Genomic DNA, 15,648 nt, shown 5'->3' on the forward strand with positions numbered 1-15,648 from the left:
CTAATGAAAACAGACCAAGAAAATAAAAGCACGACTAACCGCCGTGATTTTATTAAAACGAGTGCCATCGCTGCCGCAGCTTTTATGATTGTTCCACGCCACGTTTTAGGCGGACCGGGATATTTAGCCCCGAGTGATCGATTAATTATTGCGGGTATCGGTGTTGGTGGAAAAGGACAAAGTGATATTGCCATGTTCGCTAAAAGCGGAAAAGCTGATATCGCTTATCTATGCGATGTTGATGACCGTCGTGCAGCAACCAGCGTTAAAAACTTTCCTAAAGCGAAATATTACAAAGATTACCGTGAGATGTTGGATAAAGAGCACAAAAATTTTGATGCTGTTTCTATCTCTACTCCTGATCATAACCACGCTATTCAAGCCTTAGCAGCAATGCAATTGGGTAAACATGTTTATGTTCAAAAACCTTTAACGCATGATATTTACGAGGCTCGTATTCTAACTGCCGCGGCAAAAAAATATAAGGTAGTTACTCAAATGGGTAATCAGGGTGCATCAAACGATGGTCCCCGCCAAATGAAAGAGTGGTACGAAGCTGGTTTAATTGGGGATGTTCACACGGTTTACGCCTGGACAGATCGTCCGGTTTGGCCTCAAGGTATTCCCTGGCCAGCTAAAAAAAGCGAAATCCCTAAAGAATTAGATTGGAATTTATGGTTAGGTACCGCTCCTGAAAAAGATTTTGTTGATAAATTAGTTCCTTTCAACTGGCGTGGCTGGTGGGATTACGGAACCGGTGCGCTTGGCGACATGGGTTGTCACTTAATTGAAGCTCCATTTAGCGTACTAAACTTGAAATACGCGAAAGAAGTTGAGGCAAGTGTAGGTTCTGTTTATGTTGACGAATTTAAACGTGGGTATTTCCCGGAAAGCTGCCCTCCATCAAGCCATGTTACCTTAAAATTCCCGAAAACGGATAAAACCAAAGGTGATGTTACCTTACACTGGATGGATGGTGGTATTCAGCCAGAGCGTCCTGTTGAGTTGGAAGCAAATGAAACTTTTGGCGATGGTGGTAATGGTACATTATTCATCGGAACAAAAGGTAAAATGATGTCTGAGACTTACAGTGCAAATCCAAAATTATTGCCTTTAAGCAGAAATAAGGATATCAAAGTAAAAGAAAAATATGCCCGTGTTAAAGATGGTGCAAATGGACACTACGCACAATGGGTTGATGCTGCAATTGCAGGTTATGGAAAACAGGAAGTAAGTTCTCCATTCGAAATTGCTGGTCCGTTAACAGAAGCCCTATTGATGGCAAACTTAGCAATCAGAAGTTTCGACATCAGGAAAAACGTAAATGGTAAAAACACTTATCCAGGCAGATACATGAAAATGCTTTGGGATAACGATAACATGAAAATCACCAATTTTGATGAAGCGAATCAATTCGTGAAACGCGAATATCGTCAAGGCTGGAACAACTTAACTCTTTAGGAACATTCGTCATTGCGATATGTAAGGCAACCTGATAATGTAGGTAGTTTTATATATCGCATTGGCTGTAAACAAAACACCATGAAAAAAATCATTCTTTCTGCCTGTATTTTACTGGCAGTCACTCAAATAGCTCAGGCGCAAAAAGGTTTTAAACCCTTATTCGATGGAAAAACAACAACAGGTTGGCATACTTATAACAAAACAACGGTAGGTAGCGGCTGGCAGGTTCAGGATGGTGCTTTGCACTTAGATCCAAAAACTAAAGGAACTGACGGCGGTGGCGATTTAGTTACCGATAAAGAATATAAAGATTTCCATTTAAAATATGACTGGAAAGTTGCTCCGAAAGCCAACAGCGGACTTATATTTTACGTTCATGAAGAACCAAAATATCATGCCACTTACTCTACCGGTTTAGAAATGCAGGTTTTAGATAATGACGGGCATCCGGATGGTAAAATTACCAAACACCGTGCTGGTGATTTATATGATTTAGTTAAAAGTAAATCAGAACCTGTTAAGGCAGTTGGAGAATGGAATAAAGCAGAAATCATCAGTAAGAAAGGAAATTTAACACTTATTTTAAACGGTGTTGAAGTAGTAAAAACTACCCTTTGGGATGAAAACTGGAAAAACCTGGTTGCAGGAAGCAAATTCGCTAAATGGGAAAACTGGGGCACTTTCAAATCTGGAAAAATTGCGTTGCAAGATCATGGGGATGAAGTTTGGTACAAAAACATCACCGTAAAAGAACTATAAAATAAGGTTGAGATTTAGGTTAAGGTCGAAAGCTAAACCTCAATCTAAGTCTTAGCACTCAACTTTAACCTCAATCTAAGCCTAAACATTAACCTTATATAAACCAAATGAATAGCACTACTCGCTTTAAACTTTCTACCATGATGTTCCTTGAATTTTTTATCTGGGGTGTCTGGTTTGTTACAATGGGAACATTTCTTGGAAAAAATTTACTAGCTAACGATGTTCAGGTAGGCTCTGCTTACAGTACTCAATCATTAGGAGCCATTATAGCGCCCTTTATTATTGGTTTAATTGCAGACAAATTTTTTTCAGCTCAAAAAGTGTTGGGTGTTTTACATTTAGTTGGTGGCGTACTTCTTTGGGTTGCAGGAACCTCACTAAATTTTGATGCCTTTTTCCCTTTCATTCTTGGGTATATGATTGCATTCATGCCAACTTTAGCTCTTGTTAATTCCATTTCATTTAAACAGTTAAATGATCCAGGAAAAGAATTTCCATCTATCAGAGTATTCGGAACTATCGGCTGGATTATTGCAGGTTTAATAATTGGTTGGTTAAATTGGGAGCAATCCGGAAATTTAATTTTAACATTTAAGACTGCCTCGATAGCATCAATAATCCTGGGTATATTTAGTTTCTTTTTACCTAATACCCCTCCTATAAAAAAGGGAGAAAAAACTTCAATTGGTGATATCTTGGGTTTAGATGCCATTGGATTACTTAAAAATAAATCTTATCTGCTATTTTTTATTGCTTCAGTAGCAATATGTATCCCTTTAGCTTTCTATTATAATTTCACCAATCCGTTCTTAAATGAAGTAGGAATGAAAAAAGCAGCTGGAGTTCAGTCTTTAGGTCAGGTTTCTGAAACGTTATTTATGTTATTGATGCCGCTATTTTTTGCTCGATTAGGTGTAAAAAAAATGCTGGCAATAGGAATGATCGCATGGGTTGTTAGGTATTTATTTTTTGCATTCGGCAATGCGGAAAGTAATTACTGGATGTTAATTGGTGGAATTGTATTGCATGGAATTTGTTACGATTTTTTCTTCGTTACAGGCCAAATTTATACAGATAGACTTGCCGGAGAGAAATTTAAAAGTGCTGCTCAAGGATTTATTACACTTGCAACTTACGGTGTAGGAATGTTGATCGGGTCAATCATTTCAGGCATGGTAGTAAATAAATATTCACTAGACGGTGCTCATGATTGGTATTCGATATGGCTTATACCGGCTGGAATTGCGGGACTTGTAGCTTTATTATTTATTTTATTTTTTAGGGATAATAATAAATCTGAAGCTAAAGCTTTATAATCATGCCTTCAAATTTAAATAGAAGAAATGCATTAAAGAACATCATTGCAGGAACTGCTGCAATTGGTGTTTCTTCGGGTTTAGCCACATTTGCAATGGATCAATCAATTCAGGATCATCAAAATGTAACCAGTTTAAAAGGAAATGTAAATCATTCCGTTTGCAGGTGGTGTTTTAATACACTTGATGTGGAAACGCTTTGTATCGAAGCAAAAAAAATTGGCATTAAAGGCATTGATTTGGTTGGCCCAAAAGATTGGCCTACCTTGAAAAAACATGGCCTTGAATCTACCATGTGCAATGGTGCAGAAATTAATCTGGTTGATGGATTTAATGATGAAAAGTTTCATGAAACCTTGATCAAAAATTATTCAGAAATGATTCCATTGGTTGCAGCTGCTGGTTACAAAAACCTGATTTGCTTTAGCGGTAATCGCCGGGGTAAGGATGATGAAACCGGGTGGAATAATTGTGTTAAAGGATTAAAGCAATTGATGCCTTTGGCCGAAAAACACGGTGTGATTTTGGTGATGGAATTATTAAATAGCAAAATCAATCACAAAGATTATCAATGTGATAAAACCTCATGGGGTGTTGAGCTTTGCAAACGTTTAGGATCAGAAAACTTTAAATTACTGTACGATATTTATCACATGCAAATTGATGAAGGTGATGTAATTCATACCATTAAAGATAATCATCAGTATATTGCCCATTATCATACCGCTGGCGTTCCGGGTAGAAATGAGATTGATGATAGCCAGGAATTAAATTACCCGGCGATAATGAAAGCCATTGTTGAAACCGGCTTTAAAGGTTTCGTAGCACAAGAATTTATTCCAAAAAATGCAAATAAATTAGCGTCTTTAAAACAGGCGATTTCTATTTGCGACATTTAATTATATCATATGTTATCAAGAAAAAGTTTTATGATCAGCAGTTGCTTAGTCCTAGCAACGTTCCTTTTAGCACCATCTTTTGCCTGTTTTGCACAGAAAAAAGCTGTTGGTCTTCAGTTGTATTCATTGCGGGATGATCTTCCAAAAGATCTAAAAGGAACTATTGAGAAAGTAGGAAAGGCTGGCTTTAGTCAGGTAGAAACGTATGGTTTCTCAGTTAAAAATCAATTCTGGGGCTTAACGCCGCTTGAATTTAAAAAACTTCTTGCAGCAAATGGCTTAACAGCTGTGAGTAATCACTTCAGTTTGGGCAGCTATTTGTCGGATGGAAATACCAGCGAGTTGAAAGCATCAATAGCGGCAGCAAAAGTTTTAGGTAGCAAGTATGTAACCATTCCATATCTGGATCAAAGCATCAGAAAAACGGCGGCTGATTATAAGAAAATTGCCGCTAAAATTAATGTTGCTGCTAAAATGTGTAAAGCTGCAGGTTTGCGTTTAGCTTATCACAATCACGATTTTGAATTTGAAAAATTTGGCGAAACCACAGGTTATCAAATTCTATTAAATGAAACCGATAAAAACCTGGTTGATTTCGAACTGGATTTATACTGGGTAGTTCGTTCAGGTAATGATCCTTTAAAATTATTTAAACAAAATCCAGGTCGTTTTACCATGTGGCATGTGAAAGATATGGATAAAACCAACCCGGCATTAAACGCTGAAGTGGGAACCGGCAGTATCGATTGGAAACCAATTTTTGCGGCGGCTAAACTTTCAGGCATGAAATACTTTTTCGTTGAGCATGAAACGAATTACAAACCAAATCCTATCGAATCAGTTGCAGCAAGCTGCGATTATCTAAAAAAGAATATTTTATAACTTAAGTTAATTCATTTAAAAAACAAACGGTCGTAGCCTCTCGCTACGACCGTTTGTTTTTTAAATAGGGTTAAAAGATTTCAGTTTAACTTTCCTGCCAAAACACAGGTATTTTTAAAGCGTTTTGTATTGCCGTTTAAATCAAATACATCAAACAAAACAATGTAAATTCCAATGGCGGCTTTTTGACCCTGATCATCAAATCCATCCCAAATGAGTTGCCCGCTCGTTCCAATGCTTTGGTTTTTCAATAACTTTCTTATTAATCGTCCCTGATCAGAATAAATATTTACCGTTGCTAAACTTGCAGGCTGAGCGAGCTGGTATTCCAGCGTCATAACGTCTTCAAAGTTATCACCATCCGGAGAAAATGTTCTGGATAGTAAACGGGCATAAACTTCATCGCCACTCTTTTCCTGTGAGTTTTTATATGTTGGTGTTGCAAAACCTACGGTAGCGGCTGCCGAAATAAAGTTGCCCGGCTCATTCGAATCGAGCGAAAAGGAAACACGCTCCAGTGAAATCCCGTCTTCATCCTGAATTAATGGATGATGAATTTTCGCATTGTAGTTAAACCTATCCAGCACCTGATTGTTACTCAATAAAATCACCGATCCTTTATCATTATTGAAAGCTGGCAAACTGCTAATCTGCGCAAACTGATTCGGAAACTTTACCTGATAATTTAATTTAATGTTGGCTTGATTAGTCGTAATTACCCAGTATGTACCGGGTGAAATCATCAACCTTGTTGCCGAAACATTTTTGATATTTGCAGGTTCGCCGGCAGTATTGGCATTAGCTAGCTGAAGTTCTTTCAAATCAATCTCATGGTTAGAGTGATTATAAATTTCTACAAAGTCAACCCCTCCTGTTCGGGGATTAAATAACACTTCTGAAATTAAAATATCACCTTTATTGATGATTTTAAGCACAGGTTTAACCCCTTGTTTTTGAACCTCTGAAAATTTATTCGGAGCATTAAGAGAGATAGATGAGCAAACGCTATTTCGCTCCTTCTTCGTTACCGAATAAGGATTTAAAATAACGGATGCAATTTTAATGGGTAACAATAGGGATATAAGCGTAATTTTTACCATATTTGGGCTTATATCAAATGTTTAATAAATATAATAATTAAAATTTAAAATGAAAGTAGCAGTAGTAGGTGCAACCGGTTTGGTTGGTACCGTTATGTTAAAAGTATTGGAGGAAAGAAATTTCCCTTTAACAGAGTTGATTCCCGTAGCTTCAGAAAAGAGTGTTGGTAAGGAAATTACTTTTAAGGGTAAGAAGTTTCCAATCGTTAGCATGGATACTGCAATTGGCATGAGACCAGATATCGCTTTGTTCTCTGCAGGTGGAAATACTTCATTGGAACACGCTCCTCGTTTTAAAGAAGCAGGTACAACTGTTATCGACAACTCGTCGGCATGGAGAATGGACCCGGCGATTAAATTAATCGTTCCTGAGGTTAACGCACACGAACTTTCTATCGATAATAAGATTATTGCCAACCCAAACTGTTCTACCATCCAAATGGTAGTGGTTTTAAAACCTTTACACGATAAATATAAAATTAAACGTGTTGTGGTTTCTACTTATCAATCGGTTACCGGTACAGGTGTTAAAGCTGTTGAGCAATTGATGAATGAGCGTAAAGGTGTAGATGGACCGAAAGCTTATGCCTATGAAATTGATTTAAACGTGCTTCCTCATATTGATGTTTTCATGGAAAATGGTTATACCAAAGAAGAAATGAAAATGGTTAAGGAAACGAATAAAATTATGAGCGACGACAGCATTAAAGTTACCGCCACAACAGTTCGTATTCCGGTAATGGGCGGTCACTCAGAATCAGTAAACATCGAGTTCGAAAATGATTTCGATTTAGCTGAAGTGCGTAGCATTTTAGAGAAATCGCCAGGCATTATCGTTGTTGATGATGTAGCAAACTTAAAATACCCGATGCCGAAAGATGCGCATGAGAAAGATGAGGTTTTTGTAGGTCGTATTCGTAGAGATGAATCGGCTCCTAAAGCTTTAAACCTTTGGATTGTTGCCGATAACTTGCGCAAAGGTGCTGCTACAAATGCGGTTCAAATTGCAGAATACCTGATTCAGAAAGAGTTGGTATAATTAGCTCAACTATTGTGGTGAATTCATTTTGACTTTTAATCAAATAGATGTTGAAATTAATTTAGCATGACAACAAAATATAAGTGATGTGTTTTTTACACATCACTTTTTTTATCTCAATTATTTTACCACATGAAGTTTTTTAAGCCTACGATATTTTTTATTTTCCTCTCTATCAATTGTATTGCTCAAAACCGCATTCAAAATATTGAAAAAGCATTTAACAATTTGCTCGCTGATGAACAGGCCAAACATGCCATTGCATCATTGTGTGTGCTTGATGCAAATACCGGAAAAACGCTTTTTGCCAAAAATGAGCAAATTGGCTTAGCCACAGCGTCTACCTTAAAAACGATCACCGCAGCAACCGCCTTTAGTATTTTAGGTAAAGATTTTCAGTTTCAAACTACACTGGCTTACTCTGGTGATATAACCGCTGATGGAACTTTAAAGGGCAGCCTAATCATTATCGGTAGCGGCGACCCGACTTTAGGTTCGTGGAGATATCAAAATAAAGAAAATGCTGTTCTAACACAGTGGGTTTCGGCTATTCAAGCTGCAGGAATTAAAAAAATTGAAGGCGCAATTATTGGAGATGACCGTATTTTTGGCACACAAACCACGCCCGAAGGCTGGGTTTGGCAAGACATTGGAAATTATTACGGTGCAGGTACTTCTGGTTTAGCCTGGCGGGAAAATCAGTTTGACATCCATTTACGCCCTGGCTCGGGCACAAACGATCAAGTGAGAATTGTAAAAACCGTTCCTGAAACGCCGTATGTGCAAATCGTAAATGAATTAAAAACTGGCGCAACTGGAACTGGAGACAGAACGTATGCCTTTCTCCCACCCTACAGCAATGTGGCTTATTTACGTGGTACCTGGGGAATGGGCATTTCCAAATCGGGAATTTCGGTAGCAACGCCTGATCCTGCCTTTGACTGTGCCTATCGTTTACAAGATACTTTAAAAAGACTAGGTATATCCAGCAGTCAGCAAGCTACAACAGCCAGATTAATGGCATTAAATAATCAAGCTGTACCTGCATCAAGCCAAAAAATAAGCACCATCAGTTCACCAACACTAAGTGAAATTTCTTACTGGTTTTTAAAAAAAAGCATCAATTTATATGGTGAAACATTACTAAAAACCATTGCCTTGAAATCGGGAAAGCCAGCAACAACTTCAAAAGGTGCGGAAACAGAGATTAATTATTGGGCGAATAAGGGAATTGATAAATCGGCTTTAAATATTATCGACGGAAGCGGCTTATCTCCTGGTGATCGAATAACCACTTCGGCTATGGCTAGTATTTTGTTTCAAATTCAGAAAGAGAACTGGTTTACTGATTTTTATAAAGGTTTACCAGAATACAACGGCATGAAAATTAAGAGCGGTACCATTAATGATGTTTCTGCATTTGCAGGTTACCATACCGATGCTTCCGGAAACAAATATATAATTGTGATTAACATCAATAATTACAGCGGTAGTGGCATTAATAAAAAATTATTCCGCGTTTTAGATGAGTTGAAATAAAGCGAAATCATTACCTCAATTTAGCTCCACTGCCTGCCGTATTTTTTAGGTTTTCCAAACTATGATAATTCCGTGTTAAAACAATTCTTATTACTTTTTACCCTATTCCCGCTGAGTTTAGCCGCTCAGGTTAATATTAGTTTGATCGTTCATGTGCCTAACAAAACAACAGATAGCTTATTTATAGCAGGGAATTTTAACGATTGGAACTCAAAAAACAAAGCTTTCAATTTAAAACGGAAGGATGACCTAACCTATGTGATTTCGCTCACTTTGCCAAAGGGAAACCACGAATTTAAAATTACCCGCGGGAATTGGGAAAAGGTAGAATGCAAGATAAATGGCAAACCTATTGCAAACAGAACTTTAAATTTAAATGTTGATACCACTATGGATTTAAGGGTTGCCAGTTGGTCAGATCATTTTAAACAGGTTAAAGAGGTATATCATTTCGGCGACCATGTTCACGTTGTTGATTCTGCCTTTTTTATACCTCAACTAAACAAGCATCGCCAAGTTTGGATTTACTTACCCAAAGGTTATGCTAAGTCAAAGAAAAAGTATCCTGTGATTTATATGCATGATGGTCAAAATTTGTTTCATGCAAATCCTCCCCGTGCTGATGAATGGGCGGTTGATTCGGTTGTGGATAGTTTGATTCGTGAAGGTTCGAAAGAAATGATTGTAGTGGGCATAAATCATGGAGAGAAAGATCGGCTGAAAGAGTATAACCCATGGGATAGTCAATATGGTAAAGGTGAAGGAAAAGAATATGTATCGTTCCTGGTTGAAACCTTAAAACCTTACATCGATTCGAAATACAGAACTTTAAAAGACCCTAAAAATACTTCCATCGCCGGTAGCTCAATGGGTGGATTAATTTCCATGTACGCCATAGCAAGATATCCAAAAGTTTTCGGTTCGGCAGGCATTTTTAGTCCAGCTTTCTGGCTTGCACCGAAACTTTATACCGAAATAAGTGAAAAACTTCCTGGCCTAAAAAACAGTAAGATATTTTTCGTTGCAGGAGATAAAGAAGGCCCGGCAATGGTTCGCGACATGAAAAAGGTTCACGATTTACTGAATCCCAGCGCTGATAATAACAACATTGTGCTACTAGAGAAAGCGGATGGTAAACATACTGAATGGTTTTGGCACCGGGAGTTTGTGCAGTTTTATCAGTTTATTGCGAAATAAAACAGGCATTCAATTCAGGCGAATATTTAGAAACTTAGCTTAGCTTTCTTAAATTTGAGAACACTTATAGTATTAGTCCAGCTTTGAAAATCAAGATTACCATTTTCCTACTCCTCACCTATTTTGCGGGTTCAGCACAGGTATTAAAAAAACGAACTACCTTATTGATGGGCAGTAAATTTGAAATTACCATTGTTGCCAAGGATGCAGAAACAGCGAATCGAAATATTGACTCAGTTATCGCTGAAATTACGAGAATTGAATATCTGATTTCGGACTGGAAGCCAGAAACGCAAATCTCGGCGGTAAATAGAAATGCTGGCATCAAACCGGTTAAGGTTGATCAGGAGGTTTTTGATCTCACCAAGAGAGCCCTTCAATTATCTAAACTAACCAACGGCGCTTTTGATATCAGCTTTGCTGCAATGGATCGCATCTGGAAGTTTGATGGCTCGATGACCGAGATGCCAACAGCAGAAGCGATTAAAAAATCAGTAGAAAAAGTAGGCTACCGCAATATTATTCTCGACAGCCTGAATTCTACCATTTTCTTAAAGTTGAAAGGCATGAAAATCGGATTTGGCGCCCTGGGCGAAGGTTATGCCGCAGACAGATGCCGAGACATAATGCTTGCCAAAGGAATTAAGGCAGGCATCGTAAATGGATCTGGCGATATGAGTACCTGGGGCAAACCGCCAAAGGAAAAAAACTGGACGATAGGCATCACGAACCCTTTTCATAAAGACAGCCTTTATGCCATTGTACCGCTCAAAGATGCAGCGGTAGTTACTTCGGGAAGCTATGCAAAATTTGTGGTGTTTAATGGAAAGCGATACGCTCACATTATTAACCCAGCAACGGGTTATCCGGCTACGGGATTAACCAGCGTTACCGTGTTTGGCCCGGATGCCGAAATGGCCAATGGCTTCAGCACTTCAATGATGGTTTTGGGAAAAGATGCTGCCTTGAAATTTATCCGATCATTCCCTGCTTACAGTTGTATTTTATTTGGCGATGACGGGCAGGTTTATCATTCTGAAAACATCAATGAGAAAATGTTAAAGCGCTGGAAAAAGCCTGTGTAGCCTTCTTGACAAATTTTTCTGATGGATTGATCTCTGCAAAGATTTTATTAAACTTAATTTATTCTCCGCATGAAACAAAATATTCTCCGCAAAAATGCGGAGAATAGCACGAATAATCTCCGCATTTCTCCAGTTATTGATTTCGAGCTTTATGAAAAGCCTAATAACAATCCATTAAAATCTGCCCGCGTGATTGATAATAACTGATACTTTTCTGCTGATCTTGCTGGCATAACGCTTCCAATAATTCGATCACATCTTTTTGCATGCTTAAAGAACCACAGAGCATTATCACGCCATTGTTTTTCAGGGTTTCGCATACCAAAGATTTATCTCTCTCTAAAAGATCCTTTACATAATGCTTCTGTCCTTCTCGGGAATAAGCCACATTGAGTTTAGTTAAGCGACTTGCTTCTTTATTAATTTCATTTTCATAAAGTGCAAAAGCATCCTGATTTCTGAAACCGCAATAAAGGTGAATATCCTGAACGCGTCCAAACTGATCGATCATGCCTAAAAATGGCGCAATACCTGTTCCGTTAGCAACCAAAATCACCGTTTTTGCCTTTTGAGGAAAATGGAAATGATTATTACGAACAACAGCTGCCTGAGTTATCTGGCCAACTTCCAACGCATGTAAAAAGCCGGAACCTAATCCTCCTTCATGCAATTTCACACTCAACTGTATTTCTTTACCAATTTTGCCAATAGAATATAAGCGTTCTCTATGATCGTTTGCCGGGTAGATGGAGAGTAAATCGCCAGAGGTAAATTTCAGTCGCTTTTTTGGAGCCAAACGGATAATAAAAGAAGTTTCTTGTCCGATGGAAACCGTTTTCGCCACCACCTGAAAAGCTTGTGTTTTTACAGGCTTAGTTTCCAGCAGTTTCGAAAGTAGCGATAATTCGATATTTGCGTTTTGTGCCCAGAGTGTTGCCCAGCGTGTAAACTCTTCCGGTGAACGATCGTTCACGGTATGAATTTCCAGCAAGGGTTTCGCCCAGTCCTCGTGAGATAAAGCATTATTAACCTCATAACCGAATTTGCAAAAATCAGGGTAAGCATGCGAACCAAAAGCTACCACAGAAAAATCTACCACATTTGATTGAGGGTGTTTTTTAAGTAACGATTTGAATTTAGTGGCATTCGTAGGCGCATCACCTTGGCCGTATGTAGCTGCAAAAACAACAATTTGCTTGGCTTTTGGATAATCACGATAACTGTTCAATTCGGCCATAAAAACCGTTTTGCCATTTTTCAGCAGTTGCTCCTGGATAGCCCTTGCAAAACGAAACGTGGTGCCGTTTTCAGAACCTACCAATAATATAAATTCAGCCTGATCAAATTTGCATTTGTTTTTAATGCCATTTGCCCTGCGTTTCCACCAGATTACAAAACCGGAGTAAATGAAAAATAAAATGTTTGCAGATGCAATGGCCAGAATAATGGCCCAAATGGCACTACCCCTTCCGGTATGCAAATCCATACTGAGGTTATTGAACAATGTAGCTTTAGAAAAAGCTTGTTCTGTAATAATATCGCCCGTAATTTGATTCACGGTGATTTCCCGATCACTAAGTTTAAGCGTGAAATAATCTTCTACATCTTCAGAAAAAGGAAATTCTATGGCCTGAAGTTCATTTAATGAGATATTTCTGAAAACCTGAAAATCGGCAACCTTCTTTGCTGGCGTTGTTTTCAACCCATCAAAATCAATCTGATGTTTGATTTTTTGTTCTTTAACAACTCCAAAACGTTGTAATGACAGATAAGTTCCACTTAAGGAAATGATGATGATTGGGATTAACAGCAATCGCCCTAAAACCACATGGTAATATTGTGCAAAGCCATCTTTTACAATTTTACCGAAAAACTTTTTAAAACTTCGCTGACGCTGGATGATTAGAACCGTTCCTGAAGTGGCAATCAAAAATAAAAGAAAAGCGGTAAGTCCCACAAAAAACCTTCCCGTTTCATGTAGAAATAAGGAGCGATGCAGTGTAGTTACCCACCGAAAAAATTCGTTCTCTTTAGCTACCTTGCCTAATGATTTCCCGGTTTTCGGATCAACATAAAAATTTCCTGATTCGTCATTGGCATCCGTTCCATTAACCAACACAAACTGATTCGCATCAATAGTTACATCAGCAATATCGGTGTAAGATTTTTGAAGTGTTGGAATAAGTTGTGCAACCGTGAGTTGATCGAAATCCTGTGATTTGTAAGGCTGGATTTTTTCGGTTACCGGTTTAAAGGAAAGAATAATTCCGGTAATGGATGCGAGGGTAATAAAAAGAAAAGAAGATACAGCCAGTGCGAGATGACTGTACCTCCATATAGAAATGGTCATTTAAAGTAAGCTTTTTAGTTAGGGCTTAGGCGAACGTATCTAATGTAACCCGTTCCTTCAGTTTTAGCCGCTAAACCTTCTGTAGTTAAAGGAATCTCAGCATCCTTAACGTAATATTTATTGTCTTCAACGGCTGTTTCAAAACGCAGTTTATATCCCTTGTTAATTTTCGCAGTTTCGATATCGAAAACTGTTACGCTCCGATCGCCGCCAGTAACCGATGCACCTGTAACAGCGCTGATATTTGTGGGTTTGCTTTTATAAGCCTTATGCCATTCTTTAAGATCAGGATACCATTTTTTATCAGAACCCATTACGTAAAGTGTTTTCTCGTAAGCCCCTTTGGCATCAATTAGTGATACCGCAATGTAAGCACCTTCACCTGTGTAATTGGTCATTTGCACCATGCATTTGTACTTCGTTGTTTTTTGTGCTGAAGACAATGTAGGTATGGAAAAAATTAGCGCAAACGCAAAACACAGTTTATAAATATTCTTCATTTTATTATTTCAAAAAGTCGATTGAGACTTTGTTTTTAGTTAAAAATTCGTTTTCAGTAGCTAAATCGTAAGGCGTTTCTTTAAATTCGGTAGCTACATCTTTTTTAGCACCTACAGAAATTAAATATTTCAAAAGCTCCGTATCTTTAGCCGTCATTGCTGCTTTATGCAAAGCGGTATAACCTTCTTTGTTTTTCAGGTTCACATCCACTTTATAATCAGCAACCAATTTAGCCAATGCCAAATCATTTTTAGCCACAGCCAAATGGTACAGTGAATTGCCATTCGGTTGTACAGCTGCAATGTTATAAGCTTTAGCTGTTAAAAGCTGGAGCTTTGCACTGAAATCTTCTTTACCGCGTGGACCGTAAGATTGGAACAGATAATATGTCGCATTATTGCCTTCTTTATCTACGGCATTTAAGTCTGCACCTTTATCCAACAGAAACTTAACCACTTCAGCTGAATTGCCACGTAAAGCCATGGCCAAAGCAGAAACACCTTTCGCGTTAACCTGATTAATATTTTTTACATTTTTCGATAACAATTCTAATGTTGCCAAATCTCTGTTACTACCCGCTGCCGCGATAAATGCAGTATTACCTTCTTTGTCTGCGGTATTTACATCTACTCCTTTTGAAAGAAAATAACTGATTATTTCTTCTTGTTTAGGTTTGCGGGCAACAGAAAACAATGCTGTTTCGCCGTTGCTACCAATTACAGTTGGTTTTAGTTTTAACCCTTCCAGGTATTGAAAAACAGCTAAACCATTTGAGCTCCCACGGCCACCTTGAGCAGCCATTAAAATTGCGTTATCGTTATATTTTACTCCCTTAGCAATCAATTTATTCATCAGTTCGATGTTTCCACTTCTGGCCACGTAGTTGAAAGCGGTGTTGCCGGCAGCATCCGTACTGTTTAGGCTTAACCCTTTTGAAACAAAATAGTCGGTTAATTTGAAATCTTTATCATTTGGAAGCGCAATTAATAATGCATTTGCTCCATCATGATTTAAGTCTTTTTTTACATCAGCGCCTTTTGAAATTAGTAAATCATAAACTTTCGTATCAGCCTGCCCGCCTACTGCTGCAAAGGTTAAGGGCGAATAACCGTGACTATCTTGCATGTTTACTTTAGCCCCATTTTTTAACAGATATTCCATTACCGGAAGATTACCTCTTGATGCTGCCCAAAAAAGGTAAGTTCTGCTATCGTGAGTCAACTTATTTACATCGTTTCCTGGCTGCGCCAGAAGAAATAAGATGGATTCAGCAGGTGCGTTATTGTTAATTGCCATTACAGAGGCATCAAACGACATCTGATTAAGCTGCGATGGACTATTGCCCTTTGCAATTTCAGCTTTGATGGTTGCTAAATCAGTATTGCCTTTCCAAAAAGCCTGGTCGAAAAAAGCATTTTTTTGAGCTTGTGCAATAAGTGATGCCATTGCAAGAACGGCAAATAGAATTTTTTTCATTTTTAACCTGGTCGTTATGAGTTATAATTTATCTGCTC

Annotated in this window: 13 protein-coding genes; 9 read left to right on the forward strand and 4 right to left on the reverse strand. The window is 38.2% G+C overall.

Annotation, left to right across the window (positions count from 1 at the left end):
* The first annotated feature begins 3 nt into the window (after nucleotides 1–3).
* The 5 genes from R2Q70_RS18450 (at nucleotide 4) to R2Q70_RS18470 (ending at nucleotide 5,323) form a co-directional block, all read left to right on the forward strand.
* A complete protein-coding gene (locus R2Q70_RS18450; RefSeq protein WP_316809020.1) occupies nucleotides 4–1,461 on the forward strand; it encodes a Gfo/Idh/MocA family oxidoreductase in 1,458 nt (485 codons plus the stop codon).
* Nucleotides 1,462–1,542: 81 nt separating this feature from the next.
* Complete coding sequence (locus R2Q70_RS18455) at nucleotides 1,543–2,223, forward strand: DUF1080 domain-containing protein (protein WP_316809021.1); 681 nt, start codon at nucleotides 1,543–1,545, stop codon at nucleotides 2,221–2,223.
* A gap of 107 nt (nucleotides 2,224–2,330) precedes the next feature.
* Entirely contained in the window at nucleotides 2,331–3,542 is a 1,212-nt protein-coding gene (locus R2Q70_RS18460) for a nucleoside permease (protein ID WP_316809022.1), read from the forward strand.
* A 2-nt stretch (nucleotides 3,543–3,544) separates the two neighbouring features.
* Nucleotides 3,545–4,441, forward strand: a complete 897-nt coding sequence (locus R2Q70_RS18465) for a hydroxypyruvate isomerase family protein (RefSeq protein ID WP_316809023.1) — start codon at nucleotides 3,545–3,547, stop codon at nucleotides 4,439–4,441.
* A gap of 9 nt (nucleotides 4,442–4,450) precedes the next feature.
* Nucleotides 4,451–5,323 (forward strand): sugar phosphate isomerase/epimerase, encoded by an 873-nt coding sequence (locus R2Q70_RS18470; protein ID WP_316809024.1) that lies wholly within the window; start codon nucleotides 4,451–4,453, stop codon nucleotides 5,321–5,323.
* Nucleotides 5,324–5,403: 80 nt separating this feature from the next.
* Here the strand turns inward: R2Q70_RS18470 and R2Q70_RS18475 are convergent, their stop codons facing one another.
* The gene (locus tag R2Q70_RS18475; RefSeq protein ID WP_316809025.1) at nucleotides 5,404–6,423 is read right to left on the reverse strand and encodes a lamin tail domain-containing protein; all 1,020 of its coding nucleotides are present in this window, start codon (nucleotides 6,421–6,423) and stop codon (nucleotides 5,404–5,406) included.
* A 49-nt stretch (nucleotides 6,424–6,472) separates the two neighbouring features.
* Here R2Q70_RS18475 and R2Q70_RS18480 point away from each other — a divergent pair, with 49 nt between their 5' ends.
* The 4 genes from R2Q70_RS18480 (at nucleotide 6,473) to R2Q70_RS18495 (ending at nucleotide 11,283) form a co-directional block, all read left to right on the forward strand.
* A complete protein-coding gene (locus tag R2Q70_RS18480; protein ID WP_316809026.1) occupies nucleotides 6,473–7,462 on the forward strand; it encodes an aspartate-semialdehyde dehydrogenase in 990 nt (329 codons plus the stop codon).
* A gap of 132 nt (nucleotides 7,463–7,594) precedes the next feature.
* The gene (gene dacB / locus R2Q70_RS18485; protein ID WP_316809027.1) at nucleotides 7,595–9,001 is read left to right on the forward strand and encodes a D-alanyl-D-alanine carboxypeptidase/D-alanyl-D-alanine-endopeptidase; all 1,407 of its coding nucleotides are present in this window, start codon (nucleotides 7,595–7,597) and stop codon (nucleotides 8,999–9,001) included.
* Nucleotides 9,002–9,073: 72 nt separating this feature from the next.
* Nucleotides 9,074–10,198, forward strand: a complete 1,125-nt coding sequence (locus R2Q70_RS18490) for an alpha/beta hydrolase (protein WP_316809028.1) — start codon at nucleotides 9,074–9,076, stop codon at nucleotides 10,196–10,198.
* Nucleotides 10,199–10,281: 83 nt separating this feature from the next.
* Nucleotides 10,282–11,283 (forward strand): FAD:protein FMN transferase, encoded by a 1,002-nt coding sequence (locus tag R2Q70_RS18495; RefSeq protein WP_316809029.1) that lies wholly within the window; start codon nucleotides 10,282–10,284, stop codon nucleotides 11,281–11,283.
* 160 nt (nucleotides 11,284–11,443) lie between these two features.
* Here the strand turns inward: R2Q70_RS18495 and R2Q70_RS18500 are convergent, their stop codons facing one another.
* From R2Q70_RS18500 to R2Q70_RS18510, 3 genes are read right to left on the reverse strand one after another with little or no spacing between them, the layout of a single operon-like run.
* Nucleotides 11,444–13,633 (reverse strand): PepSY domain-containing protein, encoded by a 2,190-nt coding sequence (locus R2Q70_RS18500; RefSeq protein WP_316809030.1) that lies wholly within the window; start codon nucleotides 13,631–13,633, stop codon nucleotides 11,444–11,446.
* Between the two features lie 14 nt (nucleotides 13,634–13,647).
* Nucleotides 13,648–14,133 carry a DUF2271 domain-containing protein gene (locus R2Q70_RS18505; protein WP_316809031.1) on the reverse strand — a complete coding sequence of 162 codons (486 nt, stop codon included), beginning with the start codon at nucleotides 14,131–14,133 and terminating at the stop codon, nucleotides 13,648–13,650.
* A 4-nt stretch (nucleotides 14,134–14,137) separates the two neighbouring features.
* A complete protein-coding gene (locus R2Q70_RS18510) occupies nucleotides 14,138–15,610 on the reverse strand; it encodes an ankyrin repeat domain-containing protein (protein WP_316809032.1) in 1,473 nt (490 codons plus the stop codon).
* Nucleotides 15,611–15,648: the final 38 nt, after the last annotated feature.

Source organism: Pedobacter agri, from assembly GCF_032678665.1.
Taxonomy (GTDB): domain Bacteria; phylum Bacteroidota; class Bacteroidia; order Sphingobacteriales; family Sphingobacteriaceae; genus Pedobacter; species Pedobacter agri_A.